Source organism: Bacillota bacterium (genome assembly GCA_040754315.1).
Taxonomy (GTDB): Bacteria; Bacillota; Sulfobacillia; order DUSP01; family JBFMCS01; genus JBFMCS01.
Genome location: JBFMCS010000003.1, coordinates 23,985 through 47,594 on the forward strand (window position 1 = coordinate 23,985; position 23,610 = coordinate 47,594).

The 23,610-nt window shown below is 58.2% G+C and carries 22 protein-coding genes and 2 pseudogenes; 8 read left to right on the forward strand and 16 right to left on the reverse strand.

The window, feature by feature from the left end:
- Positions 1-22 precede the first annotated feature (22 nt).
- The 7 genes from nth to AB1576_00510 are packed head-to-tail and all read right to left on the reverse strand — an operon-like array spanning position 23 to position 6,653.
- On the reverse strand, positions 23-730 hold the full coding sequence (nth, locus tag AB1576_00480) for an endonuclease III (protein ID MEW6080273.1): 708 nt from the start codon (positions 728-730) through the stop codon (positions 23-25).
- A gap of 4 nt (positions 731-734) precedes the next feature.
- Positions 735-2,099 carry a UDP-N-acetylmuramoyl-L-alanine--D-glutamate ligase gene (gene murD / locus AB1576_00485; protein MEW6080274.1) on the reverse strand — a complete coding sequence of 455 codons (1,365 nt, stop codon included), beginning with the start codon at positions 2,097-2,099 and terminating at the stop codon, positions 735-737.
- 2 nt (positions 2,100-2,101) lie between these two features.
- Complete coding sequence (locus AB1576_00490; protein ID MEW6080275.1) at positions 2,102-3,301, reverse strand: pyridoxal phosphate-dependent aminotransferase; 1,200 nt, start codon at positions 3,299-3,301, stop codon at positions 2,102-2,104.
- A gap of 34 nt (positions 3,302-3,335) precedes the next feature.
- A complete protein-coding gene (locus AB1576_00495; protein MEW6080276.1) occupies positions 3,336-4,043 on the reverse strand; it encodes an MBL fold metallo-hydrolase in 708 nt (235 codons plus the stop codon).
- A gap of 2 nt (positions 4,044-4,045) precedes the next feature.
- Positions 4,046-5,674, reverse strand: coding sequence for a nitrilase-related carbon-nitrogen hydrolase (locus AB1576_00500; protein MEW6080277.1), 1,629 nt, complete (start codon positions 5,672-5,674; stop codon positions 4,046-4,048).
- 27 nt (positions 5,675-5,701) lie between these two features.
- Positions 5,702-5,947, reverse strand: a complete 246-nt coding sequence (locus tag AB1576_00505; GenBank protein MEW6080278.1) for a small, acid-soluble spore protein, alpha/beta type — start codon at positions 5,945-5,947, stop codon at positions 5,702-5,704.
- Positions 5,880-6,653, reverse strand: a complete 774-nt coding sequence (locus AB1576_00510) for an endonuclease III domain-containing protein (protein MEW6080279.1) — start codon at positions 6,651-6,653, stop codon at positions 5,880-5,882. Before AB1576_00510 ends, AB1576_00505 begins: the two co-directional genes overlap by 68 nt.
- Before the next feature lie 369 nt (positions 6,654-7,022).
- Here AB1576_00510 and AB1576_00515 point away from each other — a divergent pair, with 369 nt between their 5' ends.
- Positions 7,023-7,760: a type II toxin-antitoxin system Phd/YefM family antitoxin gene (locus AB1576_00515; GenBank protein MEW6080280.1), complete on the forward strand. Its 738-nt coding sequence runs from the start codon at positions 7,023-7,025 to the stop codon at positions 7,758-7,760.
- Between the two features lie 378 nt (positions 7,761-8,138).
- Here the strand turns inward: AB1576_00515 and AB1576_00520 are convergent, their stop codons facing one another.
- Both AB1576_00520 and AB1576_00525 read right to left on the reverse strand, forming a co-directional pair.
- Positions 8,139-8,348: a hypothetical protein gene (locus AB1576_00520; GenBank protein ID MEW6080281.1), complete on the reverse strand. Its 210-nt coding sequence runs from the start codon at positions 8,346-8,348 to the stop codon at positions 8,139-8,141.
- On the reverse strand, positions 8,278-8,757 hold the full coding sequence (locus tag AB1576_00525) for an aspartate/glutamate racemase family protein (GenBank protein MEW6080282.1): 480 nt from the start codon (positions 8,755-8,757) through the stop codon (positions 8,278-8,280). The genes AB1576_00520 and AB1576_00525 overlap by 71 nt, the downstream gene beginning before the upstream one ends.
- A 359-nt stretch (positions 8,758-9,116) precedes the next feature.
- On the opposite strand from AB1576_00525, the gene AB1576_00530 reads away from it, so the two are divergent.
- From AB1576_00530 to AB1576_00550, 5 genes are all read left to right on the forward strand, one after another.
- Positions 9,117-9,575: a nucleotidyltransferase domain-containing protein gene (locus AB1576_00530; protein MEW6080283.1), complete on the forward strand. Its 459-nt coding sequence runs from the start codon at positions 9,117-9,119 to the stop codon at positions 9,573-9,575.
- Positions 9,568-9,960, forward strand: coding sequence for a HepT-like ribonuclease domain-containing protein (locus AB1576_00535; protein ID MEW6080284.1), 393 nt, complete (start codon positions 9,568-9,570; stop codon positions 9,958-9,960). Before AB1576_00530 ends, AB1576_00535 begins: the two co-directional genes overlap by 8 nt.
- Positions 9,961-10,164: 204 nt before the next feature.
- Positions 10,165-11,001, forward strand: a complete 837-nt coding sequence (locus AB1576_00540) for a carbon-nitrogen hydrolase family protein (GenBank protein MEW6080285.1) — start codon at positions 10,165-10,167, stop codon at positions 10,999-11,001.
- A gap of 15 nt (positions 11,002-11,016) precedes the next feature.
- On the forward strand, positions 11,017-11,229 hold the full coding sequence (locus AB1576_00545) for a hypothetical protein (protein ID MEW6080286.1): 213 nt from the start codon (positions 11,017-11,019) through the stop codon (positions 11,227-11,229).
- 25 nt (positions 11,230-11,254) lie between these two features.
- The gene (locus AB1576_00550; protein ID MEW6080287.1) at positions 11,255-12,676 is read left to right on the forward strand and encodes a cytosine permease; all 1,422 of its coding nucleotides are present in this window, start codon (positions 11,255-11,257) and stop codon (positions 12,674-12,676) included.
- 69 nt (positions 12,677-12,745) lie between these two features.
- On the opposite strand, the gene AB1576_00555 is transcribed toward AB1576_00550, so the two are convergent.
- A complete protein-coding gene (locus AB1576_00555) occupies positions 12,746-13,918 on the reverse strand; it encodes an iron-containing alcohol dehydrogenase (GenBank protein ID MEW6080288.1) in 1,173 nt (390 codons plus the stop codon).
- 436 nt (positions 13,919-14,354) lie between these two features.
- Here AB1576_00555 and AB1576_00560 point away from each other — a divergent pair, with 436 nt between their 5' ends.
- Positions 14,355-14,573 (forward strand): transposase, encoded by a 219-nt coding sequence (locus AB1576_00560; GenBank protein MEW6080289.1) that lies wholly within the window; start codon positions 14,355-14,357, stop codon positions 14,571-14,573.
- Positions 14,574-15,224: 651 nt separating this feature from the next.
- On the opposite strand, the gene AB1576_00565 is transcribed toward AB1576_00560, so the two are convergent.
- From AB1576_00565 to AB1576_00580, 4 genes are all read right to left on the reverse strand, one after another.
- Positions 15,225-16,433, reverse strand: coding sequence for a BREX system ATP-binding domain-containing protein (locus AB1576_00565; GenBank protein ID MEW6080290.1), 1,209 nt, complete (start codon positions 16,431-16,433; stop codon positions 15,225-15,227).
- Entirely contained in the window at positions 16,430-17,620 is a 1,191-nt protein-coding gene (locus AB1576_00570; protein MEW6080291.1) for a BREX system ATP-binding domain-containing protein, read from the reverse strand. The genes AB1576_00565 and AB1576_00570 overlap by 4 nt, the downstream gene beginning before the upstream one ends.
- Entirely contained in the window at positions 17,617-18,435 is an 819-nt protein-coding gene (locus AB1576_00575) for a hypothetical protein (protein ID MEW6080292.1), read from the reverse strand. The genes AB1576_00570 and AB1576_00575 overlap by 4 nt, the downstream gene beginning before the upstream one ends.
- Before the next feature lie 140 nt (positions 18,436-18,575).
- On the reverse strand, positions 18,576-21,659 hold the full coding sequence (locus AB1576_00580; GenBank protein ID MEW6080293.1) for an AAA domain-containing protein: 3,084 nt from the start codon (positions 21,657-21,659) through the stop codon (positions 18,576-18,578).
- A gap of 412 nt (positions 21,660-22,071) precedes the next feature.
- Between AB1576_00580 and AB1576_00585 the strand changes: the two are divergent.
- A pseudogene (locus AB1576_00585) lies at positions 22,072-22,215 on the forward strand (transposase).
- Positions 22,216-22,417: 202 nt separating this feature from the next.
- Here the strand turns inward: AB1576_00585 and AB1576_00590 are convergent.
- Positions 22,418-22,797, reverse strand: a pseudogene (locus AB1576_00590) (transposase).
- Between the two features lie 326 nt (positions 22,798-23,123).
- Entirely contained in the window at positions 23,124-23,342 is a 219-nt protein-coding gene (locus tag AB1576_00595) for a hypothetical protein (protein ID MEW6080294.1), read from the reverse strand.
- Positions 23,343-23,610: the final 268 nt, after the last annotated feature.

Sequence of the window (23,610 nt, forward strand, 5' to 3'; positions counted from 1 at the left end):
CAGTGCTAACGCGCGGGCTCCCTCAGGGAGCTTTTTTCTTTCCGTACTCGCAGCGGGGTCTTAGGGCGCAATCCCCGCAGCGAGGGTTCCTGGACCCGCAGGTCCTCCTCCCGTGGCGTATCAGGTTGATATGGAGGTCGTACTCCATGCCCCTGGGTATGATCCCTTCCACCGCCGCCTGTAGCCCGCCCGGGGTCTTAGAGCCCTTGGCCATCCCCAGCCGCCGCATAACCCGGAACACGTGAGTGTCCACTGGGAACGAGGGGCGGCCTAACCCGAACAGGAGAACGCAGGCGGCGGTCTTGGCCCCAACACCCTTGAAGGAGGTCAGGTACCCGAAGACCTCCCGGGTATCCCAGTCCTTTAGGAAGTCCAGGCTCAGCCAGCCCCTGTCCTTGAAGATGGCCTGGAGCATTTCCTTTATGCGCCCGGCCTTCTGCCCGGAAAGCCCCCCTTCTCTAATGGCCTCCTCCACCTGGGACACAGGGGCCTTCATTACCTCCTCCCAGCCGGAAAACCTCTCCTTGAGGGCCCGGTAGGTGCGGGCGCTGTTCCTGTCCGAGGTGGCCTGGGATAGAACGGTGGCCAGGAGGATGTCCAGGGGATCCCCTTCAACCTCGTCCAGGACTGCCCTGTCCTGGTCCAGTGTTCTGCTTTCGGCCTCGGCGCTCCCGTACATGCCCTCGAGGGCGCTGGCGAGAAGGTCCAGGTTTGACTGGTTAAGGCGCAACCTATCACTCCTCTATCTCCATGACCAGGGCCTTGAAGAACCGGCCCCGCTCCTCGAAGTCCCTGAACATGTCGTAGCTGGCGCAGGCCGGGGACAGGATCACGCTCTCGCCCGGCCGAGCCACCCTCCTGGCCACTTCCACCGCGTCGGAGAGGTCCCGGCACCTTATGACCTCGGGACCATCCTCACGGCCCTGGGCGGCCTGGCCCACCGCCTGCTCTATCTTGCAGGCGGCCTTCCCCAGGGTTATAAGCACCCTCACGCGCCCCATCATTGCCAGGGCTAGGTTGTCAAAGGGCATGCCCTTGTCATACCCCCCCGCGATGAGCACCAGGGGCGGCTCCAGGGTGCCCAGGGCGGCAAGACACCGGTCCGGCGCCGTGGCTATGGAGTCATTGTAGTACTTGACACCGCCAGCATCCCTCACCAGCTCGATCCTGTGTTCCACGCCGGGAAACTCGCGGAACACCCCGCCAGCTGCCTCCGGGGGCGCCCCTGCCAGCCCGGATACGGCAAGGGCCGCCAGGGCGTTCTCCAGGTTGTGCCAGCCCTTGATCATCAGTTCCCCAGCCCCGCATACCACCTGGGGCTCCTTGAGATTCAGGTAGATGAGGCCGTCCTGGACGTAGGCCCCCATCTCCACAGGGGAGCGGGCGCTGAACAGCACTGCCTGGCCCGGGGCTTCCCTTGCCATGGACATGGTGATTTCCCGGTCGGCGTTGAACACCGCATGGTCCTGGGGTTTCTGGTAGCGGAAGATGTTGCGCTTGGCGTCGTAGTAGCGCTCCAGGCTGCCATGGATGTTAAGGTGGTCAGGGCTGAGGTTAAGCAACGCGGATACCTGGGGGCTCCTGTCTACCAGCTCCAGCTGGAAACTAGAGAGTTCCATTACAGCAAAGGCCTCAGGGGACAGCGTCTCTGCCTGCTCGATGAGGGGCCTTCCTATGTTCCCTCCCACCAGGACCTCGGCCCCCCAGCGCTTGAGGATCTCGGCAGTCAGGGTGGTGGTGGTAGTCTTGCCGGCGCTTCCCGTGATACCTATGACCGTTGCCCGGCAGAGGCTGAGGAAGAGCTGGGTCTCAGAGGAGATCCATACCCCCCGGCTCCTGGCCTCCTCTATCTCGGGCAGGTCCTTAGGCATCCCAGGGGTCAGGAAGATGGTCTCGTGACCCTCCAGCCCATCCAGGTAGCCAGGGCCAAGGTGGTAGGAGACCCCGGACCCCAGGGCCCGGATGGAACCCTCAAGTTCCGAGGTTTCCTTCTTGTCCAGGACCGTGAGAACGGCCCCTTTCCCTAGGAGGAACCTGGAGAGGGCCATGTTGGAGACCCCCAGTCCCACCACGGCAACGCGGCGTCCCTGCCACTTCATGGCTAATCTTCCTTTCCCAGTGCCTCCTCCACGCGATCGAGGCCCTCTGCTATGGCCTCCATGGACGTGGCGTAGGACAGCCGGACGTTTTCGGCAGAACCGAAGTCCTCTCCAGGCACCACAGCGACCCGGGCGGCCTCCAGGAGGGCCTCTGCCAGGCTGGCGGCATCCTCGACGGTGCGCCCGCCGATGCGCCTGCCGTGAAGTTCAGATATCCTGGGGAACAGGTAGAAGGCGCCGTCAGGGACTTGCCCCAGGTTGAACCCGGGTATGGACTGGAGCCTCTGGGCCATGTAGTCTCTCCGCTTCTCGAACTCGGCCACCATATCCCGCACGGGCTCCGTGGGTCCCTCCAGGGCTGCCAGGGCCGCCCTCTGCGATATAGAGCAGGCGCAGGATGTCGTCTGGCTCTGGATGCTGTCCATTGCCTTGATAATCCCGGGCTCAGCCGTAGTGTACCCAATGCGCCATCCCGTCATGGAGAAGGCCTTGGATACACCGTTCACCGTCACCGTGCGCTTTTTCACCTCGGGGCCCAGGGAGGCAATGCTGACGTGCTCCTTGCCCCCGTATATGAGTTTCTCGTAGACCTCGTCGCTTATGACATAGAGGTCGCGCTCCAGGACGAAAGATGCCAGGTCCTCCAGCTCCTGGCGGGAGTACACGGCGCCCGTGGGGTTCCCGGGGGTGTTAAGGAGAACGGCCTTGGTCCTTGGGGTAGTAAACCCCTCCAGGATCTCGGGGGCCACCTTGAAACCCTGGTCCTCCCCGGCAAGGACCAGTATGGGTATCCCGCCGGCGAGTCTCACCATCTCCTTGTAACTAACCCAGCAGGGCGCGGGGCAAAGTACCTCATCCCCCTCGTCCACCAGCACCTGGACGGCGTTGTAAAGGGAGTGCTTGCACCCTGAGGATACCAGCACCTGTGAAGGCTGGCACGCTATCCCGTTCTCCTCCTGGAACTTCCTGGCTATTGCCTCCCGGAGTTCCGGTATCCCGGCGTTGGGGGTGTACTTGGTGAACCCTCTGGAAATAGCCTCAGCGGCCTTGGCCTTGATGTGCCCCGGCGTGTCGAAGTCAGGCTCCCCCACACCAAAGGTGATGATGTCAGCGCCCTGCCTCTTCAGCTCCTTCACCCTGGCGTCCAGGGCCATGGTCCCGGACGGGCTGACCCCCAGGGCTCGCTTGGACAGTGCTCGCATGGTATCCCCTCCCTGTTGGACTCGGCTTCAATCTCTAGATGGCGTAGGATCTCCCCTCCTGGGCCACCGACGAGGCCTTGTGTATGGCCCGGGCCTCATTCTCCAGGACTGTTGGGTCCACACCGGGGGCCACGTGGGTGAGGAGAAGGTTAGAAGCAGCGGAGTCCCGGGCAGCCCGGGCTGCCTGGCTCGCCTTAAGGTGACCTGGGGCCTCCTGGGTCTCCAGGAGGTTGGACTCGCAAAGAAACAGGTGGCTTCCCCGGGCCAGGGTCTCCAGGGCCGGGGTTGGCCCTGTATCGGACGAGTAGGCGAACACCCTGCCCCCTGAGGTCACCCGGACCCCGAAGGCCGGGACCGAGTGCTGGACCTGGTGGAAGCACACGCTCATGTCACCGATGGTGACCTCCAGGCCGTCCTCGATCACGTGCCTCTGGTAGACGCCCTTGTAGTCCAGGAGACCAGACTCCAGGGACGGTTCAACGGGGGAGTACAGGGGCAGGGTAATCCCGTGGGCGTCCAGGGCGTACCTGAGAACCATGAGGTCGGCCATGTGATCCCAGTGGAGGTGGCTCAGGATGACGGCGTCCACCTCCCAGGGCATCCGGCTCCCGTGGAGCCTCGAAAGGGTGCCAGTACCCAGTTCCAGGAGGACCCGGGCCCCGGGGCTGGTAAGAAGGTAGCCGGAGCATGCCCCCCCGGGCGCCGGGTAGGGACCCCACGCCCCTAGAACAAGAAGATCCATGCTCATCCCACCCCCTCGCGAAGGGCGATCCTTTCGTACCATATAACCTGTTGCATCCTCAGGAAGTCCTTGGACCCAGCGGGGGTGTCTCCGGACACCTCCACATCCATCACGGCAAAGCCTTCCTGGGCCGGAGCGCAGCGCTGGCGGTTCGGGCCCTGGGTCTCCCAGGGGTTACCGTACACGGTGCTCCTGCCACTGAAGGGAGCCCCGCAGCGGTTGGCCACCCCCAGGAAGAGGTCATTGGTGGCCCAGCGGTCATCCCACAGGAAGTCGTGCTCCCTCCGTGTCCAGGCGGCAGGCACCGCCAGGAGGTCCGCGCGGTTCTTCGCGGCGCTTCTTGGGGCCTCCGGAAAGAGGAGGTCCGTCCCCCCTAGCAGCGCCACCCTGCCGTAGGGGGTCTGGTGAGTTCCGGAGAGGGATTCCCCGGGGGATGCCCATGCCCGTTCTTCCCCGGAGAGGTGGACCTTCCGGTAGAAGCCCGCTACGCCTTCAGGGCCCACCAGGACTGTGGTACTGTAGCGCCGGGTGCCATCCCTCTCCAGCAGGCCTGCCACTAGGTAGGAGCCAAGCTCCCTGGCCAGGACCTCCAGGGCGTCCACCTGGGGCCCTGGTACGGGAAGGGCTTGCTCAGGGTCCACCGGCCACTGGGAGAGACAGTATTCGGGGAACACCAGGATCCCTCTATGTCCTTCCAGCGCCTGCCGGGCGAGGCGGGCGAGCCGTTCCAGGTTGGCCCGCCAATCGTGCCCCGGGCATGACTGCACAACCGCAAAGGCGCCCCGCCTTCCCCCGCCCTGAACCCGGTGCCACAGATAGGGGTTTAGGAGGAGACCCTGGTAGACCCCGGGGCGCCTCAGGCGGAGGCGGTCACCCAGCCCCTCCAGGGACTTGTCCCGGGCCCTCTTCAGGTCCACCCGTGCGGTGACCACGCCATCGCCGGTCTCCAGGGAGTCCAGCACCTCCCCTTCAGGCCCCACCAGGCAGGTGTTGCCCCGGAAGGCTATGCCCCCCTCGGTCCCCCAGCGGTCGGCAACCACCAGGTATATACCGTTCTCCAGGGCCCTTGCCCTCCAGCTCTTGGCGGGGGCTGGCCCAACCCAGTTGGCCGGGAGGGCCATGACACCGGCACCCCGGAGTGCCGCAACCCTGGCAACCTCGAAGAACTCGGCATCCATGCAGATCATCATGGAGAGGCTACCGATCTCGGTATCGATGACGGGGACAGGCAGGTTACCCGGGGAGCACCAGTGGGTCTCTGCGTGAAAGAGGTGAGTCTTGCGATACTTGGCCAGCAGATTGCCGGTAGGTCCTAGTAGCGCGCAGGCGTTGTAGAGGGCACCCGTCGAAGGCTCCACCTCGGGCAGGCCCACCACAAGGTAGATGCCCCAGCGCCGCGCAAGTCCCCCCAGGAACTCTGTGGTGGGGCCCGGTATGGTCTCCGCCACAGGACCCAGTTCCCCAGCGTCCCGGAACATGCAGCCCGTGGCTGCCATCTCCGGCAGTACCACCAGGCGCGCACCGGCCCCGGCCGCCTGGCCTGTGAGGGCGGCAAGCGCCCTGAGATTCTCCTTCTTCTGGGAGAAGGCGGGTTCGTACTGGACGGCTGAGGCCAGGTAGGTATCCGTCACAGCCACCTCCTCCACGGGTCACTAAGACTATATTCCCTTCCCCCGGGGATTTCCCTGCCCCGCCCTGCCACGGGAGGAAGGGTCTTCCCTCCCGTGAGGGCCCGCTCTAAGCCTCCTGGTCATGAGGCCTCCAACCTTGCCGCTCTCGGCCGCGGTAAGCCCGGCCCAGCCCTTTTCCCTCACCTTCTCCATGAGGCCGAGATCCTCAGCTATCTCCTCCTTGAGGTCGTCTAGCGGCCCGGGCTTCTTGGGTTTCTTCTGTGGCTTGGCCACGGTTATCAACCCCCTTGGGACCCGGGATAGCTTCCCCGCTTTTCTCGAGGCCTATCCGGGGGCACCCCCTGACAGGGCAGCCCATGCACCGCGGGGCGCTTTTCAGGCAGTGCACCTTGGCCAAGCGCACTAGGAGGGCGTGAAACTCGTTGAACAGGTATGGGTCTGGCGGGAGCAAGCCCTCCACGAGGCGCCGGGCGTCCTCGTAGGAGTCCCCGTGAAGGAGGCCCCACCGCCTGAGGATCCGCCTGGAGTAGGCATCGGCCACGAAGGCCGGGAGATCCCCGGCATAGCACAGGATGGCGTCGGCGGTCTCAAAGCCTATCCCGTGAACCCCCAGGAGGGTGTCGCGGAGGCGGTCCTGGGGCATGGTCCAGAGGGCATCCATCCTGCCTCCGAAGCGTTCCTGGAGGAAGCAGGTGAACGCCCTGAGTTTCCGGGCCTTGGCATTGTAGTAGCCTGTGGGGAAGATCAGCTGCGCCAGCCTCTCCTCTTCGCACCGGCACAGGGAGGCGGCGTCCATGAGTCCCTCCGCCTTCAGGGCGGCCATGGCCTTCTCCACGTTCCTCCAGGAGACGGACTGGGTGAGTATGGCGCCCACCGCCACCTCGAAGGGGGTGTCCGCAGGCCACCAGTGCTGAGGCCCGAAGGCCCTGAGGAGTGCGTAGTAGGCCTCCAGTATGAAGTTGCGGTGCTCAGCCCGCATTGAACTTCTCCCATCCAGCGAGGGCCCGGCCCGCTCCCGAAATCCCGTTTATGAGCCATGGTTACGCAAGGCTCCTTGTACGGGATAGATGGGTGGTGGTCCTCCCAGATTTAAGGCACCCCCATGGTGCCTTCCCTTGCTAACGTGTGTTCTTCTTCCCATCCTTGGCGGATTCCTGTCGGCCAAGGCTCGCCATCTCAAGGGCAGGTGTTCCTTGGGGGCGCAGAGTGAGGGTCAGGTTGCCCTAGGCTCATTTTCTCTGGCTTTGCTGGCACAGGCGGATGTGCGGCCTTCCCATTGACGGTGGCCTGTTGGTTCTATAGGATGATATTGGCTAAGTTTCTTAATTAGCCAAAGGAGGGCCATCCGGTGGAGGTGCCATCCACAGAGGTACAGAACAACTTCGGTCGCTACTTGAGACTGGCGCTCTTCGAGGACATAGTCGTCACGAAGAACGGGAAGAAGAAGGCGGTTATCAAGGCGTTCCGGGAACCGGAAGAAGGCCCCATAACCGTGGCCGAGAAGGCTGAGGCATACGATTGGAGGATATCATATGAGGACTTTCTCAAGCTCTCGGAAGGGAGCGAGAAGCGATATGAGTACATTGATGGGGAGGTCTACCTGCTTACCTCTCCATCCTACGAACACCAGGCGATCGTAATGGAGATATCCAATGTGCTGTACAACTGGTTCAGGGGAAAAGGATGCAGGCCGCTGACGGCACCCTTTGATGTCACCCTGGCCAAGGGCGACGTGAAGAGCGTTGTCCAACCCGATATCGTGGTAATCTGCGACACGGAAAACACTTATGAAGGGAAGTACACTGGGGTTCCAACCATGGTGATCGAGGTTGTCTCCGAGTCGACGCGGCAAAGGGATTTGCTGAGGAAGCTGGATCTCTACTTCCACGGGGCTGTAAGGGAGTACTGGATCGTAAACCCCATGCGTAAAGAGGTGTACGTGTACCGCTTTCAAGAACAAGACATCAAAGAGTTCCATGTATACAGGGGAACTGAAAAGGCCCAGTCCACCATGTTCGAGGGGCTGGAAGTTCCCCTGGGGCAAGTGTTCGCGAGCGTCTTCCCTGACCCCTCGAAGGCCACTTGAGGGTATACCAACACCGGCTTGGAGGTAACGGCAGGACCAGAACCGGCTTGTCCTGGCGGTTGTTGACACAGTCCGGCCATTTCCTCACAGGAACCGCGGACACTGCAATTGGGGCATATCTCATGCTCCCTGGGAATGGGAATGAAAACGGGAACCCTGCGGGAGGCAACAAAAGTGCTGGTGCCACCGGCAGAAAGCCGCTCACCCACCAGCTGGCGGTGCCTCCCGGTGGCTGCCACTATCACCAGGTTGGTGTCAACAAAGGTAAGCTCCAGTTCCAGCACGGCAGCAGTGGTATCAACGACTGTCTGTGTGAAATTGCTGATTTCCCCGATACAGGAACATGCCATGGAACAAAACCTTCCTTCTTGTTACAGACTACAGGAAACCCCAGCTCCTGCCCTCCCGTCTCTCACCCCGGCTGCTTGAGGCCGGGCGAACCGTAAAGGGTAGCCTAGGGTGGGCAAGGCCCAGGCTCGCCTGGGCCTCCGCTGTCTTGAAGGCAGCGCCCGTGGGCTCAGGAACGGTAAGCCTTTCCCTGATCTTCCCTGCTACTACTGCCAGCCCCATGCAACCCAGCACCAGCACCTCGGCACCGACTTCCAGGGCCCTGGCTGCATTCTCCAGAAGGGCATCTGCAGTCTTCTGCAGGTCCCTTGAAAGGTCCAGGGCGGGGATGTGGATGCCCGAGGCAGGCCACCTTCTGCGAGATACCGGCCCTCCTGCACCTTTCCCAAACTAGCGGTACGGTGTTCCGGGACACCGTTACAGTGCCCAGCCTTCCCAGGGTGGAGGCAGCAAGGATGGAGGTTTCGCCGCAGCCTACCAACGGGATTTTCACATTCTTCCTGCACTGGTCGACGCCGGGACCCGCCAAGCAGTATATGAGGCAGGCATCGAATTCCAGGGTTCTGCCTCCTGGGCAAGGGCGAGGACACCTGAAAGGGCTGCCTTCACATCCGACCCGTTTTCCACAGTTCCGCCAGGCGAGCGGCAATTTCTCCCTCCACCACGGGGTGATGGTGTTTAGGGCACCAGCCTATGTTGAATACGCTGTCTCTGTTTCGTCAGATGTCCCCATCGTTGGAGGATGCCGTCCCTCCGGTCTGACCTGATAGATTGATGCCCGGTTCCACAACGCCCTCGCCGCGCTATGCAAATGGAGACCCCTTGATGCGGACAGACTTAATCATGCCCGGGTAGACAACACGTCGTCGACTTGGACCTCGAGTTTAGCGTTGAGACAGCACCCCTGGCAGCCTCTGGAAGAACCCCGAGTTTCCGGGTGGGCCCAGGTGTGCTAGAATAAACACAGGCTGACTGGTTCTGTCCCTTCAGGCTGGAGAGTGATAGAAAGTGTACAGGTTTAGAAGGATCTCTCACGACATCATGAGTCTTGTGCCCGCCCTTGTAGAGGCGATATCCCAGGATGAGCATGTAAGTGCACTGTTTCTCTTCGGTTCGTATGCTGAGGACCGACAGGGAGCTGCCAGCGATGTGGACTTGGCTGTGTTGCTGGATGATGACTTGCCGAGGCATCTGCGATCGGACAAGAGACTTGACCTGCTCGCCTTGGCCACAACAACACTAGCCACCGATGAGGTGGATCTCGTGGTGCTCAACGATGCCCCCGCCTCCCTGGCCTACCGGGTATTCGGCCAGGGTCGTCTGCTCTACGAGCGACCCGGTCTCAGAGAGGTGCGAGTTCGGTTCCAGGCCCGCACATACTCGAATTACCTGGATTTTCTACCGGCGGAGAGCATCGTTCACGAGGGTTTGATGCGCCGCTTTGAGGAGGGAAGATTCGGTGGTTGATCGGGTGATTCTTGAGAAACGACTCCTCAAGCTCGAGCGGACCATTCACAAGCTGAGGGGACTGTCCCAGGTCAGTTGGGAACGCTTCATGGAGGGCGAGGGTATCAGGGACCGGGCAGAAAGGAACCTTCAGACAGCTATCCAGGTGTGTATTGACATGGGAAGCCATATCATTGCAGACTCCGGTCATCGCCCTCCATCCAGTTATGCCGATGTCTTCAACGTCCTCAGGGAGGAAGGCCTCCTGGAGGAATCCCTTGCCTCGAGGCTTGAAACTCCCTCATTCACTCCCGGCTATCAAACCCGCCATTTATTCGTAGACAATCCCCGTCAAACTGTTCCGGCACGAACACGTGGTGCCAAAAGAAATCGCTCTCATCACTAACCATGACAACACCGGCACCCTCCGACCCAACTATGTGAACCTACAATTATTGCCTGCGTGGTATGTTTAAAATAACAAAGGACTTTGCTTAGCCATAAAAGAAGAAGGGCTGTAATAGGCTGCCGGTACTAGATGCGTCGAATGGAAATCTGCACGATTTGCCCTCTTCACTTCGAAAGAATTCCCAATCGTATCTCAGAAGGGGTGAACTGCATAAACAAGTGTAACCTCTCGCTAGTGCAAATGGCCCCAACCCTGGGGGATATGCAACGAAACGCCTCCAGGATATCGGAGAGCATCAACACTATTGTCAGACAGCGTCCTGACACCAATCTGGTCGTCTTCCCGGAGCTGGCCCTGACGGGTTACGAGTGCGCAGACCTCTTCCCCCAGATTGCCCGGAGACCCGAAGCCAGCGGGGAAATAGGGCTCATCAGGGAAACCGCCAGGGAAAAGGGCATCTTCGTATTGCTGGGATACGCCGAGAAAGGAGGGGGCGAGCGGGTCCACAATTCGCTGCTTTTGATAGGAAGTGACGGGAACATAGCAGGGAATCACCGAAAGGTTCATCTCCCCCCGGCGGAAAAGGGCGTGTTCACTCAGGGTGATGACTACTGCCTCTGCGAGACACCCCTTGGACGGGTAGGCCTTCTCAACTGCTGGGACGCAGCCTTCCCCGAGGTCTCCCGCCTCTACGCGCTCTCAGAGGCAGACTTCCTGGTGGTAGCAGCTGCCTGGGAGGAACCCTATGATGAACCCTGGGTCCTGTCGGTAAGAAGCCGTGCCCTGGACAATGGGCTGGCGGTGGCCGCCGTAAACCGCGTGGGCAAGGACAAAACCCTTTCCTTCTTCGGGCGGAGTCTCTTTTCCGATGCCATGGGCAAAGTGCTTCAGGAGGCGCCCGCGGGGAAGGAGTGTGTAATCCACCAGTCTCTGGATTTGGACTCTTACAGGAAACAGCGAGAGACCTTTTCTTCACAGGTTCTCGAGCTCAGAAGCGATACATACAAACTGGAGCGTGTGATCACCAGAAAAGCCTGAAGGGAGGTAACCACATTGGAGAGTCTGGAAGCCAAACTAAAGGGCAAGACCGGCATGGGAGAAAAAGAGGAAAAGGAACTCATAGAACGCATCGGCCTTCTGGAAGAGGAGATGTCCGCCAAGGGCAGGGTCGTTGAGGGCTTAAGCAGCACTGACTGGGTGCTTATGGGTGCCTTTTCCCTCGCTTCGCTAGTGTTGGTCCAAGTACTAAAGTCCGTAATCGTGTAAGTCTGTCGCAAAGGAGGCGTAAACAATGGCAAGCAAAGGAGAATCTACTGTCAATCGCGAGGCAATATTTGGTCTGTTGCCAGTAACACCCAAGGAACGGGAATTCACCTTCTACGACTTCGCCAATGTCAATGTGGGACTGGCCATCGCCACTTGGTGCTTCCTGATCGGCGGCACCATGGCATTCTTCGTGAACCTCACCGATGGTCTCCTGGCCGCACTCTTAGGCAATACCGTAGCGGTTATCATCATGGCTGCCGCAACGACCCTGCCATCGTGCAAGTACGGCCTGGAACAGTACACGGCACTGCGCAGCGTTTTCGGCACGCTGGGAACGAAAGTGGTATTCCTCGTTGTCGTACTTATTGTAGAATTCCTATGGGCAGCCATTCTTGCGGTGATGTTCGGAAAGGCCATGCAGAATGTCTATGTGGGGTTGACTGGATCAACTGAGGCAGGGCAAGTTCTGCTGATAGGGTTTGCGGTGCTAGCCATCTTGGTAAGCTGGTTCGTGGTTTGGAAGGGACCGGCCACAATCAGGTCCTTGAACAAGATAATTGCCCCGGGCCTGGCAATTATGATGGGCATCATGATCTACCTTATGGTAAGGGAATTCGGCGCCGGGGGGCTTTTGGCTGCACCCCCACTGGATCCCCATCCTAACCGCTGGTGGAACTTCATGATCGCCTTTGAGCTGAACCTGGGAGCCGGTTTCTCATGGTGGCCCATAATGGGAGGCCTGGCGCGGCTTACCAAGAACGAACGCGCAGCCTTCTGGCCTAACATGATCGGCATTAACCTGGCCGCCGTGGTCGGCACCATGGTGGGATTGGCCGCCGCCATCACCATTGGAACAAGCGATCCTACGCAGTGGATGATCCCCCTGGGAGGAGCAATCTTCGGCATCCTGGCGCTGGTCTTCGTTGCCTTCGCCAATGTGACATCCATTATGTCGCTGGCCTACGCCACTTGCCTGGCTATGAAGCAGGTCAAGGCCTTCCTGCTGATGGACTGGGGCAAGCTGACAGCGGTGTTCTTCCTCCCGGCAGCGGCCATCGTGTTCTTCCCCAATACGGTGTATGAGGGGTTCGGCAGTTTCCTGGCTGTATGCGCCACTTTCTTCGGCCCTCTCTCCGGCATTTACTTCGTGGACTACTTCCTCTTGAGGAAGCAAAGGCTCAGCCTGCGAAACATATACGACCTGTCCCCCCAGTCGGGCTACTACTTCTGGGGCGGGATTAACTGGGTTGCAGTGGTAGCCTTTGTGACCTCTATATGGGTCTACTACCTGTTCCTTGACCCCATCACCTTCGAGAGCTCCGATATGTTCCTGCATTTCACGGCTTCCCTGCCGTCAACAGCCTACGCCATGCTGGCTTACTACGTAGTCATGAAGGCTGTGGCAGTACCCAAGAATGTGGGCTTCTATCTGACGCAAGGACGCTAAGCCTCCCATAGAAAACAGCCCCGTTGAACGGAGCTGTTTTCTCCTTTTTTATGTGTGGGCGAGGGGTATTCAGGCTCCCTCGTAGGTCTCCTCGATTACATGGATGAAACTCTCTCTCGTCATCTTCCTGGCATTGCCGGGAGTACCCAGGTTCTGCATGGCCACATCGGCTATGGTATCGAAGTCCTCTGGCCGGATACCTGTATCCTTCAGCTTGTGTATGTCCAGGGAGTTTGCCATCTGCTTGACCGCCGTGACAGCGGCCTGGGCCGCCTCGGTAACCCCCATGTCCCCCGTGGCCACTCCCATGGCCTCGGCGATATCCGCGTAGCGGCGCGGGGCTGCAATAAGATTGTACTGCATCACATAGGGAAGGAAAATGGAATTGGCCACCCCGTGGGGAACATCGTGCAGCCCCCCTATGGCCTCAGCAAGGGAGTGCACGGCGGCCACATCGGAATTAGAAAAGGCTATCCCCGCCAGCAGGCTCCCGAGCATCATGTGTTCCCTGGCCTCCTGGTTATCGCCGTTGGCGTAGGCCGGCATTAGGTGTTCGTATATTAGGGCAATGGCCGGGAGCGCCAAAACATCTGACATGGGGTTGGCCAGAAGCGATGTGTAGGCCTCAATGGCATGGGTTAGAGCGTCCATTCCCGTGGAGGCCGTCAGATGGGAAGGCAATGATAGGGTCAGAAGCGGGTCAACTACGGCAACCGAGGGACAGATGAGCGGGCTGCCAATGGCATCCTTGATATTGCGCTCCCCTGTGGTATTGGTAATGACCGCCCACATGGTTGCCTCACTGCCAGTCCCTGCTGTGGTGGGAACGGTAATCAAGGGCAGGCCCGGCTTCTTGACCTTGTAGAAGCCGAAATAGTCATGGACCTTGCCTGGGTTGGTAAAAAGCATTGAGATGGCCTTGGCTGCATCCATGGGGCTGCCTCCGCCGACAGCGATAATGAGGTCGGCCTCGTGTCTCTTGGCGACCTCCGCTCCTTCGTGGCAAGTTGAATCCCGCGGGTTGGGCTCAACCTTCGAAAACACCTCAACCTTCATTCCTGCCTTCCTGAGGTCCTCAACAATGGGCTCAAGTAGGGGGCTTTTCTCGATGCCGCTGTCAGTCACAACCAAGGGCCTCGAGGCCCCCACAGAGCCTGCTTCATCTGCAAGCCTGCCAACTGCACCCTTGCCAAACTCGATGCGGGTGGGAGAGAAGAAAGTAAAGGCCTGGATGTTCTCCATTTAAGTAACCTCCTCGCAGGTTAAAGCAGTAATGAAGGTAACCCTCAGGGAAGAGGGAATACCTGGGTAGGGCTGTGCCTGGGAGAGAGCCACAACCTCCTGGCAGTGCGACTGCCTACCAAAGACTGCTCCCCCAGGGAGATGCCCTGCCGCCAGACGATCGAAAGGGCGTAGTGCACAAAGCACCGATTCCACGAGGCCATCGCGGCGGCTTGGGTTGCCCGAGTTCCCTGAAGGAGTGAGATCGATGCGACCAACACGACATATGTCTTCTAGAGGACGAGTCAAATAACGCCCAGTTTGTAGCCGTGCCAATTCCCCTGAGGGCTTGGATGAACTTGCTAGGCCTCTTGGCCGAAGGCTACGCCGTTTACACTGTCAAACCCAAGATTGTTGACCGCTACAGAGACCCGTTACACGCCTTCTGGCTCCAAGGATGACAGTAAGATCCTTGGTCTTGGCAAGTATCCTCAAGACCGATAGGGCTCGGCATAGGCCTGTGCGGGCCGATAGTGAACATTTACGACAACTACGCTTTCTATGCCAGGACCGCCAAGGTTTGGTGCATAGCAAGACCATGCTGATAAACCAACTCACCGCCTGCCTAAAGGCCTACTACCCCAGAGCTCGAGAACTTGGTAAAATCTCATCCTGACAGTGAGATGTTCCTCACTATCATCGAGCATATCCGTGCTGTTGAGCTGGATCCCTGGAATGTGCTACATCGCCGCGGAAACCTCCCAGAACCTTTTCGTGGCACAACGCATTGGCCAATACCTGGATTAGAATAAGGGCGTCTTGGGTTTTGCTGGTCTTGCCTGTTCCCTTTGCTCGCGCTCCTGCCCTTGTCGGTAAGGACCTCGTTCACAGCAACCGGCCAGCATTTAGATTTAGCTTCACTTTGATACCTGGAGATCCCTTTGTTGATAATTACAAATTGAAGGGTTTGCCCTTCCAGGGGTGGCGCCTTTGGCCTGGCGCCTGCAGCATCTCACCTTGCTAGGTAATTAAGGTGGGGATTTTTCTTGGCCGAAAATAGGGAATTCCTAATGGCCAAGGAAGTCTGCTCGGGTGTACGCCAGATCCCTGTTTGTGAGTGAAACCCAGGCAGCCTGATCGGGACAACATTGCCCAGGTCTCCATGCGTAGGCAGCCTGGACCACGAACACCCCGGACGTGACAGGTTATCCTGAGGGTCCTGTCCAGTCCATGGAAGGCAAGAACGCTATCTTGCTGATGCCTCAAACCAGCCGGCCGCCGGCTGAATACTAACGCGCTTTTCCTTACTCGAACAACTCACCAAGGGTTATGCCCATGAGACCTCCTCATCTACATGTTCGTACTCTTCCACTAGGTCACTCACATTGAGAATGGGATCCTCGTTGTACTGCAGGAGATGATCCAGCCACTGTATACCCGCGCGTATCCGAGTCCTGAGCTTCGTGTCCCGGGCTGGGAAGACCTCAAGGATTCGTTCCAGCAGTTCTCTGCCGTTAAGTGGTGGGGTCCAACCGTAAGCCTTTGAATGGGCGGAGACTATCTGTTCCATGACGCCGGCGAGTTGTTCCTCTGACAGGGGCAACAGCGCCTCAGCCTCAACCATCTTGTCAAGGACCTCATCAGTGTGCTGGGCTTCCTCCACTAATCCCCGGGTTCTCAGCCACTCAGACGCCATCGCGCTATCATTCAGGCGGTCCAGGACATCGGGGAAAAAGCTCGTGGCTACTGTGAAAACGCTCAGGGTACTCGCCAGGCCACCCTTGGGAGAAAGGAACCTATTGATGTTAGCATAGGACCTTGCCCGGGCACCAGCGCCCAGTTTCCCAATTAGTTCCGCTTCGTCTATAAGCAGCACCCACCCCCTGTACCCCCTTAACCGGGCCAGTGCATCCACCATGCGAAAGTAATCCCAGGTATCAGAGGAGGCCGTGAACCTGCTTAGTTTCAGTGTTTCGTGGAAGTTGAGTCTGTGAATTGCCTTGAGATCCTGCGCCCTCATGAATTCCCCAGCCAAGTCTTGATAGAGCCCGTAAGAGGCATCGGTGTATTGACCCTCTATGTAGTTCCGGAGCACCGCGGCTATCTTAGGGTGAAGGTTTGACTCAGCAAAACCTAGGATTTCCCCTGCCTCCTGGCTGCCGCCACGCACATCGGAGATCAGTTGTTCGATGCCGGGCTGGCTCGAACCGGGCAAGTAGGTTCCGGCTATAACCTTGGGATAAACCCTGTAAAACTTGTCAAAGGGTGTCTCCTTACTCAATATGATGAGGCTGACTACACACTCTTCTCTCAGTGCCATATCCCAGATGGCATGCAACAGGTGGGTCTTACCTTCTCCATAATTGGCTTTGACGAAGATGGCTTGGCTGCCACGGGACCTCAGGCTCTGTATCTCATCACGCACCTTTTCCAGGAGCCGCTCCCTACCCATGGGAAAACGACTGGCCACGCGGCGGGAAGGTACTCCCGATCGAAAGCTCTCAATGATGAGCCTCTGCTCTTGCTGGTCCTTCATGGCTGCTGCCTCCTTGTCTTATCCAGCACCATACTCATAGTCATGCGTACGGGGGAAACGCTGCCCGCTGGGTCGATGCCACCCAACTCGTCCAGGATCTCACCTCGCAGGGGTGGGGGCGCCCCGACAAGGTCTAGCACATTGCTGGCGATCTGGGCAAGGCATGCCCGGCCACTTTGTTGCCAGGCGTGGTCGAGGTCTATCAAGTCGGCAAATCTGTTGAACTTCTCGGAACGCACCTCGTTCTGCAGTCGCATCCAAAGGGCCTCATATGAACGGATCCCCCTGGACTGGTCCTCCACAATCTCCCTGCGTCCGGAGAGAATCAGGAAAAAGCCTCTCACGCTGTCCACTTCATCCACTACCTGTCGCAGGCTCTCATAGAACTCATCCCTCTTGGTGCGGGTATACTTTGCGCCGTGTTCAGGGTGCTTTTCCGTGACCTGGTGGACGTCATCAATTGCCAAGAGAACCCCCTTAACGTTCGCCTTCGGCAGGAAGTGAAGCAAGGACCTGAACACCAACCGCGCACTGTAGCGATCGATGGCCTTCCGAATACCAATCGTGTTGCGTTCGCGAGCCGGGACATAATCGCCCTTGAGCCACCTGTCCAAGGTGGAGCGCACCTCGGCGCCAAGGGAATGGACACCTAAATCGTCGCTGGCAAGGAGGAGTATGGCCGTGGCAAGAGACCGGTCCATGTCCAAGTCGCCGAAGAGGTCTTCCGCGAGTCTATCCTTGATCTCCCTGCGAACAACGGAGCCCTCCCTCCCATGAGATACAGCCCATTCCAGAAAGGCCACGTCATGCCTGTCATAGGCATACCCCAGCCTGCTCAGGAGGGCACCCGTATAGTGTCTAATCAGGGTCCCGGTATTGACACCCTTCATGATCTGGCGGTAGATCTGGTCAAAGGAGAACAACGGCATTTCCTGGGCGCTCACTACCTGGGCCATGTACCCCCGGTTTCTGGCCTGGGAGGCGAGGTACCTGATGAAGTGAGACTTCCCACAACCCTTTCGCCCGGTGATGAGCTTGAGCTTGGAGCCTCCCTCAGCCAGGTAGGTATCGAGGTAGCGATCACACAGAAACCTTGCCTGCCCCAGAGGGTCCACGAAGGTTTTGTGGAGCAGATCAGCATCATCCGGGGGTCCGTCTGGAGACAGGGCCAGAAGAAGGGTATTCACTTTTCATCCACCTCTTGTACCTCCAGATAGCCGAGGTATTCGGTGCCGGTATGACTGGGCACCGCCATTGCGTTCGCGGCCGAGCGCACATTGCCAAAGATCAAGCGCCTGTTGTTCCAGACTAGGTTGGAACTGTCTCTTAGGCGATACAGGTCGAAGGCGAAGAGCCGTTCTGAATACCCTGAACGCCCTTTAAGCAGGGTAAGCACTTGGTATATCCTCTTTAGGCGAACCTGCCTCATCGGGCGACCCTTGGTTTGAACGCTCTCAGAGACCAGGAGATCGTAGGCCCTGAGGAGGGCAGACATGAACTGGCCCTCGTTCAACCGGCTCCTCATGAGCCTATCCAGTTCTCTCCGTATAGTGGAAGCCAGTGACACGGGGTCTAGGGCCCGGTTCACCCTGTTGTTCAAGAGGACCTGCTCCTCAGCCAGGGATATGCGGATTTCGAAGGGAAACACTTCGTAGCTGGGGAAGATACCTTCAACACGAAGATCCAGCCTTTCGCAAGCTGCCTCAAAGACCTGTGCGTAGTCATGCTCTGGAATGTCGGTGAGGTTGAACCTAGAAACCGCATCCTCAAGGGCCTTCATGTGCTCCAGATAAGCAGTGACTGGTGCCTTGGAGGCTGCAAGGTGCCGCCTTAAGGCCGGAAGGTCAAGGACCTCTGAGGCTTGGAGGGCGTTCTTGGCGTTCTTCCCGAGGCTTTGTTGTGCCTTGCGAAGGCAATCCGCGACAGCCCTAATGTATTGCACATCACGCAGCCAGCCGGTGTCACCTGTTGATGGAGCCTTGGTCTCAGGGGCTATTTCCATGATATTACCTCCTCGGCAGATTTCTAGGTTCATCCTCCATAATACATCCCGCGCCTCTTCCGGGAAGGAGGAGGTACTCGTCCTCCTTATGCGCTGTCACTCAGTTCTTGGGTAATTAGCCGGAAACCCTCCCCTTCCCTTTAAGAGGTTTCTCTCCACCGGCAATCCGGCCATTCACTGCAAGCCAGGAACGTGCCGTAGCGGGAGGACTTGAGACATACCCTTCCGCCGCAATCCGGACATCTTAGATCCATGTCCTTTAGGAATTTGACCACAACTGACCTTGGAATGCTGACCGTACGGTGCCGTTCACTTGCGTGGGACGGGCAGCCAAAGAAGGGGCCGTACTTGCCCCATATTAACCTCATGGGCCGGCCGCAATCGAGGCATGTGGGTGTGGGGCGGCTTTCAGACAGGTATTGGCAAAGGTAAACCAGGAAGGCGTGCTTGGCCTGACTGTTCAGTTGTTCTCGAAGAAGCGCTGCTCCGGTGAGCTCCACAAGTCTTCGCACGATGGGAGGACTGGAGAGCCGTATCATCTGTTCGGCCGAGTAGCCGTGGGAAAGTGGGCTGAGGTTGCCGAAGTAGGCCACGTCCCTGTCAATGAAAGCCATCCTCTGGTGGAGATTCGAGCGGCACACGATACTCAACCCCTCGATCGATGAGGCCTCCGACAACAATTGGCGAGTCTTCCCATCTGCTGGGGAGGGCTCCCTCGTGACGATCATCACCCTGGCACCCTTCTCACACAGGCATTGAAAGCCCTTGAGCGCTTCACGGAAACGCTTCTCGCGAATATACGGGCTATAGAGGATGACCTGGCTTCTTGCCCGTCGCATGTCCTCCGCCAAGAGGGCATGGAAGGCGTTACTGTCACAGACAAGGATGTCATGAGGTCTCAGGGGATCAGCGCCGGTGGGGCTGCCCGAGTTGGCCTTGATCACCTCCCTGGAATCAAGGAACCTGTATGGGTCAGGGTAGTCCAGCAGGGTTCTAAGACTGTCATCCTTACCAGTCCTTGCCTCCAGATGAGCTCGGTCCCCTACTATCACCAGTTTGCCCTTGGCACGGGTGCAGGCCACGTTCAGCAGGCGCATTGCGTTACTGCCAAAGCCGCCCTTCAGGAGCCTCCCTATCCTATAGGGGAAGTCATCCACTATGTCAAAGATAATGAAGTGTTTCTCGGCCCCCTGGAAACGATGCACCGTCGCAATTTCTACCTGGCTGGAGTCAAGCCCGTACTCCTCCGCCAGTGCATGCAGCAACCGGGCCTGTGCCCTGTAGGGCGTTATGACTCCAACTTCTCCACTTCCGTTCACGGTGATCTCTCTTGCCAGTAGGATGCTGACCAGGGCACTATAGAGATTGTACCGTGAATAGCCGGGCTCTGAACGGGCACACCAGCAGCCAGCCATGGAGGTGTCGCAGAACACCAAGGCGTGGTCAGGCTTTGGGTAACTCCGGGTCGCGGCCATGTATTCGTGTGGTTTGGCCTTGTGCTCCAGGTTATTATCTTTATAGGCCAGCCGGTTGGCCAGGTTGCCTATGGCGGGGTGCATTCTGTGTTGCTCAGTGAGGATGGAAAGACGTGGGTCATGGACAACCTTTCCGCTGGCATCAACCAGACCTGCCTGTTCAAAGATATCCCTGGTCATCCACTTGCTGCCCATGGGGTAGTCTCCGGGGTCACTGGCCGCGGCTATGGGTGGTAGTTGGCGGAAGTCACCAGATACGACCACACGCCGGGCCGAACAGCCTGCGGCGAACCATACGTTGGGCAGTGGTGCCATGCTGGCCTCATCAATAATAATGGTGTCAAAGGGAGTCTCGTGGAGCTCTGGCATGATGGCCAGCCGGTAGAGCGTCGCACCTACAACGCGAGCGCCAGCCAGGATGGTCCGGGGGAGAGCCTCCAGATCTAATTCGATCCTGGTGATTGAGCTGGCCAATTCTTCTAAGCTTGCGCGGAGACGGTTGATCTCCCGGCGCATATTGAGGGGGTCCGTTCCCCCACGGCGTTTTGCCAGTGCCATCTTCAAGCGCTGGATTTCCTCGGCCTGCCTGAGGGTTTCGAGCGTGTCATGAGACTCCATCTCGAGGTTCAAACGCTGCTCTGACAGTTCTCTCACCAATCTGTCGGCACTATCCGTCTGCCGCTCTAACCTTATGGCAGGTGCGAAAAACCCCTTGGGCAACCCGCGTTGGCGCGCTCGTTTCAGCCTCTCACACAACCTGTCCCTCTTGGTGAGAGCCTCGATCTCCGCTTCCTTCAACCTCCTGGCCCTGGCTTCCAACTGCACAAGGGTGGTCCTGAGGCGTTGCACCTCCGGTTCCCGTTTTTGGGCCTCCTCTATGTATCTTGCGCTCGATTCGAGGCGGGCTATTTGTCTTGACACCCGCTTTCGCTCGGCTTCGAAAACCGCCTTCTCCTCGCGCAAGGGCCTGGCCTTGTCCTCAATGACAGCCTCCAGGGTGATGCCTGCCACCGAGGGGTCTGGTCTCTGGGGTTCTCCGACCCTGATGACAGTGCCCGGCTCCCGTTCCGTCTCAGGGAGGTATTGGAGCACAGCGAGCACCGCTGCGTCAACCGCCACGTTGGTGTGGGATGTGACGAGCACGCGTTCCCTTCCCTGGAGCAAAGCAGCGAGTTTGCCGATGGTCCTTGTCTTTCCTGTTCCTGGGGGTCCCCAGATGAAGCAAACTTGGCTCGTCTGGCAATTGAGAATGGCCCGTCGCTGGCCTTCATTGAGTCCGTCAAGATGGTCTATGTGAGCGTGAGGAAGGCCGGCATCACACGAGTCTCCCTCTAGGCGAAAGAGGCGAACCGCAAGGTCCTTGTTGGCATGTAGACTGCCAAAGACCGTATCCGCAAGCCGCGACCTCAAGATCTCCAAGAGATAGTACGGGGAGACCAGCAAGGTGCCGCCAGGCACCAATGGGCCAAGATCCTCCTTCAGGCTCAGAATGATTTCCAAGCCCTGCATACCTACGACTACCGTTTGATACTTGAGATCTCCCAGCCGGAGCTGGCCTGGGGTGTCACAGGGTAGTGCGATCTCGGAATCCACGAGGAAGGCGTAGAGATAAGATGTGCCCAAGCGCCCGTGGCGACGGCCATGGCGAAGCACGAGGGGTTCGGTACCGAACTCCTTCTTGACGGCATCGATCTCGTCTTCCAGGGCGGCCATTAGCTGTTGCGTAATAGCTGTAAAGGTATCAGCCATGTGCTTGCTCCCTTGAATCGAAACCGATTGGGGAAAAGGCAGCGAGAAGGTCGAATTCCGTAGTACTCTTCTCGCATTCTCTTAGGAATTCCTTTCGTGGCAGGAAGAAAATGGAGAGGGTAGTGATGTTTCACCGGTAGCGCATTTGTGGCTAGCGACTAGAGGGGAATCAATATGACCGTTTACACTGGTGCAGTGATTGGGCGGTAAATACGGTTCATCTGTAACAGTGGGCTTACAACCTTGGTGGATCTGGTGGTCAGTCAGTGTTGGACTCTTAGGCCGCTGAGTGTCTGAAGGCGGGGCGGTTAAAGAGAGCCTGGGGGCGTGAGGACGACCGTACCTTGGCTTGAAAATAGAGAGGTTTTGTGTAAATGGCTAGTACTACCAACTAAAAGCGGCACCCGATTTCGTCCGATCCTGGGAGAGTAACTGGGTAAAGCTGACCGCGTGTTTCAACTACCCGTGTGAGATCTGCCGGATCATCTATACCACCAACACCATCGAGGGCTATCACCGGCAGCTGCGGAAGGTGACCAATAAGAAGACCGCGTACCTCCGGCAGAACCCCGCCGGGCGCTCGGGTTGCTTTCCAGTACTGCCCTATCCTCCTGGCGAGTAAAGACCCATTTAACACGAAAATTGGCCTATTCTGGGGCGGCTTGACAAGTAGATATGAGCAAGTCGAAAAAGGGCAAAATAATCCAAGCCGATGCCAGATAATGCATCAGCCAGGCGGCTATTCAGCGACCGAACGCTCATGCGGTCTTAGGGTGCTCTGTCACCACCACCAGGCCTATCTTCCTGGCCTCAGCAATTATCCTCTTGACCCGGAATACGTCTTGCTTCAGCTTTGCGACTTCAAAGTGGGCTTCATCGTAATCTTCGTTGTTCTTCAGTAAGTTGCAGATGCTCACGAGGATCTTTCTCGCTAATCCGACCAGGGCTCTTTTTGCACCACGCCGTTGCTGGACCTTCCAATACCAAGAGGATAAATAGCTGTCACGCACTCGAGTGGTGGACCAGGCGACCTCACATAGGATGCGTTTTAGATAGGTGTTACCCTTGGTGGTGCGAGTGGACTTTTTTCCCCTGCACTTTCGTTATTGCCAGGGCTTAAGCCCGCCCAGGAACAAATGCGTTCGAACAAGGGGCAACAGTTGGTTGTGCTCTAAGGCAATCAGGTTAGGTTACACCTCGAGGTTATACCTTCAAAATGGAATCAACCTTTCGTCCCTGATAACCCTAACATAGCAGAAAAAACGGGCCTTTGTGATCAGCCATTTTCATGCTCGGTTGTGCCTAATAGGCATGTGCGGTTACACAAATGATTTGCACTCCCGTGCCGGATACATATAGATCAACATCTGGAACATAGAACAGTACCGTACCAGAAGCTCAATGGTCCACCGAATGGCGTGCTCGGCGCTGTTTGCCGTCCACTTGATTTGCTTGTTATGCACATCATTGATGTGCGACCGGATGGAGCTCGTAGATTCGCTCGTATTTCGCCGCCGCCCCCAGGTCGCCTTGGCGAAGAGCATCCCTCACGTTGTCCAATTTGTGGGCATCTTCAAGGTTGAGATAAGGCGACCAACCGGTGTCGTCTTCCATTGGTTCAACATCAACCTCGGCTACATATCGGTCTTCATGCACATACTTCGATTTCTTGCGCTGTTTCACCGTTACCGCCTCCGAGTAAACGACTGATCCCATCGGCCCGGATCCGGGCAGTAGGCAGTGATCAGAACCACGGGGCTACCATGACCTCTCGGGATACCCCATACAGCATGAATCGGTGCTCGGTTTCTATCCTTTTGTAAGAACCGATTTTCCGCACATCAGGTATGTTCTTCTAAGCAAGCCGCTACGTGTGGGCATAATTGGTCAGGAGGTATCGTAGGCAGCATAGAACGTGATCGGTTTGAACCCGAAAGCGCTCAAGAGACTG